This is a genomic window from Chitinophaga sp. (genome assembly GCF_035564935.1).
Taxonomy (GTDB): domain Bacteria; phylum Bacteroidota; class Bacteroidia; order Chitinophagales; family Chitinophagaceae; genus Chitinophaga.
The window spans coordinates 1-2385 of record NZ_DATMTE010000489.1; the positions used below are offsets into that span (position 1 = coordinate 1).

The following is a 2385-nucleotide window of genomic DNA, read 5'->3' on the forward strand; positions in this document are numbered from 1 at the left end:
GTAACGGATCACAACAGAAGAAAAAGGTGAATGCAGCAACTGTTGCAGGGTGGACAACCGGGAAACTTGTTTTCAGAAACGAAACGCTCCGGCACGTGGCCATTATGCTGGAGAATATTTATGATGTTAAAATTATTTTTAAAGATGAAGCTACGAAAGGGATACGTTTTACAGCAAACTTCAGTTCCACCGATTCATTGGAAAAAATCCTTTTCGCCATTGCTAAAGCCAACAAACTTAACTGGTCTGTACGTAATAAAGTAGTACAGTTCTAAATCCAACTTTTACTTAACCAAAACTCTGACTTGTATGAAGCGATTCACTTGGTGTCATCTCTATGCCATCCGGAAAACGATGCGCGCCGGCTGCAGCATATTCCTGCTCATCTCCCTGTGTACACAACTATTGTTTGCAAACGCGTTAACCGGGCAAACTGCCAGTGGCATCAAAATAAATGTGCAACTGGAAAACCGCTCCCTGCAAGATATCCTGGCGGAGATGGAGAGGAAAAGCGGTCTTTCATTTGTTTACAACGACAAGCTCGTAGCGGAATACACCCGGCTATCGGTATCGGCAAAGGAGCAACCGTTATCTGTTGTTTTAGACAAAGTACTGAAGCACACAAAGCTCGGTTACCTGCAGAAAGATAACCTGATCATTATTGTGGAAAAAGAAACGCCAAACCCGGGTAGCATCCAGGTTACCGCGCCTGTACAGGAAATAACTGTACAGGGAAAAGTAACTGATGGAGAAAGCTCTCCCTTACCCGGCGTGAGTGTGAAAATTAAGAACGGCCAAACAGGAACAACCACAAATGTGGAGGGTAAATATCATATCACTGTTTCCCCCAACGCCATACTTGTGTTTTCTTACCTGGGCTTCCAGGAGGTAGAAATGCCGGTGAATGGCAGAACAGCTGTAGATATAGTGATGAAGGCTTCAATAGCCAGTTTGAGTGAAGCGGTGGTAATTGGTTATGGCACCCAGCGCAGGAGCGATGTAACCAGTGCCGTGGCCACCGTAAAATCGGAGAACTTTGTAAAAGGGCCGGTACTGGATGCCGGTCAGTTACTGCAGGGAAAAGTTGCAGGTTTAACGATCGCTACTCCCAGTGGTAACCCCACCGATGGTTCACAGATATTACTGCGCGGTAACACCACTTTATACGGCGCCAATGCCAACCCGCTTGTTATCATTGACGGAATCCCCGGCGACCTGAAAACAGTAGCCCCGGAAGATATTGAATCCGTTGATGTACTGAAAGATGGCTCATCTGCAGCCATCTATGGGGTGAGAGGTTCCAACGGCGTTATTATCATCACTACAAAAAGAGCCAGGGGCACCTATACCAATTCCGTTGATTACAGCGGCTATGCTACTACGCAGGTCATCTCCAAAAAACTGGATATGCTTACTGCACAGGATTACCGCGACCAGATCAAAGCCGGTACCAGGCTTGCCTCCTGGGATGCAGGCGGTTCTACCGACTGGTTGAAGGAAGCCACCCGTACGCCGTTTACACAAGTGCATAATCTTACTATCCGCGGCGGTAATGCCACTACCAACTACCTGGCATCTGCCAACTACCGCGCGTTACAGGGGATCTTCAGGAAAAGCGATAACAATACCTTCTCCGGCAGAATTGATGTGAATCACAGCATGTTCAACGATAAACTGAAACTGAATGTAGGCATCCTGAACCAGACCAATAACTATACCCGTAATAACAACGGCGATAATAGTTTTAACGGATGGATCTACCGGCAAACAGTGATAAGGAATCCTACTGAACCTGTACGTAATGAGAATGGCGATTTCTACGAGCAAACCGGCAACTTCGATTATGAAAACCCGATGGCACTGCTCTATGAAAGCGATGGAGAAGCGAAGAATGTAAATTCCCGTATGAACGCTACCCTTACTTACAGACCAATTGATAATTTAAAACTGTCGGCCTTATTTTCCTATGCACGTTTTAATTCCAATAAAGGATATGCAGAATCGAAAAAGCATATCTCCAATATTAAAAGCGGTGTGAATGGTTTTGCTTCTGTAGCCTCCGACCTGTCTATTGACCGCCTTACTGAGTGGACGGCGGAGTATAGCAGGTCGTTCAATCAGCATCATTTTACCCTGTTGGGTGGATATGGCTACCAGGAGAATGAATCATCCGGGGCATATTCAGATAACCAGGATTTTCCAACAGATGTTTTCGGGTATAATAATATTGGATTGGGAGAAGGGATCAAGAACCAGCTGGCCAACATCAGCAGTTATAAAACAGAAACAAATCTGGTCAGTTTTTTCACAAGGCTGAATTACAACTACAAGGATCGTTACCTGTTGCTGGCCAGTTTGAGAAGGGAAGGAGCCAGCCAGCTGTAT

2 protein-coding genes are annotated in these 2385 nt (G+C 45.7%); both read left to right on the top strand.

Features of this window, described 5'->3' with window-relative positions; all coding sequences use genetic code 11:
* Window positions 1–275 (top strand): DUF4974 domain-containing protein (locus VN105_RS12555; RefSeq protein WP_325641345.1); only part of this gene is annotated, 275 nt, incomplete at its 5' end.
* Between the two features lie 34 nt (window positions 276–309).
* The coding region (locus tag VN105_RS12560) for a SusC/RagA family TonB-linked outer membrane protein (RefSeq protein ID WP_325641347.1) at window positions 310–2385 on the top strand (2076 nt) is incomplete at its 3' end.